At 45.5% G+C, this 572-nt stretch carries 2 protein-coding genes; both read left to right on the forward strand.

Annotation, left to right across the window (positions count from 1 at the left end):
* Positions 1 to 200 precede the first annotated feature (200 nt).
* Positions 201 to 389, forward strand: coding sequence for a helix-turn-helix domain-containing protein (locus tag ACYVRH_RS14195; RefSeq protein ID WP_461257523.1), 189 nt, complete (start codon positions 201 to 203; stop codon positions 387 to 389).
* A partial coding sequence (locus ACYVRH_RS14200; RefSeq protein WP_461257524.1) for a hypothetical protein occupies positions 379 to 572 on the forward strand: 194 nt, incomplete at its 3' end. The genes ACYVRH_RS14195 and ACYVRH_RS14200, both read left to right, overlap by 11 nt.

The raw sequence follows: 572 nt of genomic DNA on the forward strand, positions 1-572 counted from the left end.
ATGCGGATGAAGCATAAAGGCTTATGAAAATAAGGTTAAAAGTTGGACTAAATCCAACTATCTTTATGAAACTGCAGCGGGTATTTTTTATGTATGGGGAGCGAAAAACGGCTGTGAATTTATTTTTTACTGAAAATTGCACTAAACAACAGTGTCGCTTTGAAACGGCAGGACTTATTTTTAACGTATGCAGAGGGGGAATGGAAACTTATTGGAAAGTGAATGAAGCGGCGGCGGCGTTGCAGGTGTCGGTTAAGACCATATACCGATATGTGGCGAAGGGGGAGATACCTTTTCACAAATTAAACAGGGCGGTGCGGTTCAAACCGTCCGAGATTGAAAACTGGATGGATGGCAAGAAAGCGGAGGCGGTGAAAAATGAAATGTAAATACTTTGAAGATTGTTCAGCGCCTATATGCCCAATGGACGCGGGGGCGACGCAGTCGGTATGGTTCGCCGATGAGCCTGTCTGCCGTTTGCAGGACGTTCCCGAATGGGTTAAACGTCAGCGGAAAATCGCAAAAATAGGCGCTTCCGCTATAGCGGGATATTTTACCCTTGCCATGCTTGA

The organism is Treponema sp. R80B11-R83G3 (genome assembly GCF_054786115.1).

Excerpts from the sequence above, each read along its gene's own strand:
- ACYVRH_RS14195 (WP_461257523.1), top strand. The coding sequence starts at position 201 with ATGGAAACTTATTGGAAAGTGAATGAAGCGGCGGCGGCGTTGCAGGTG.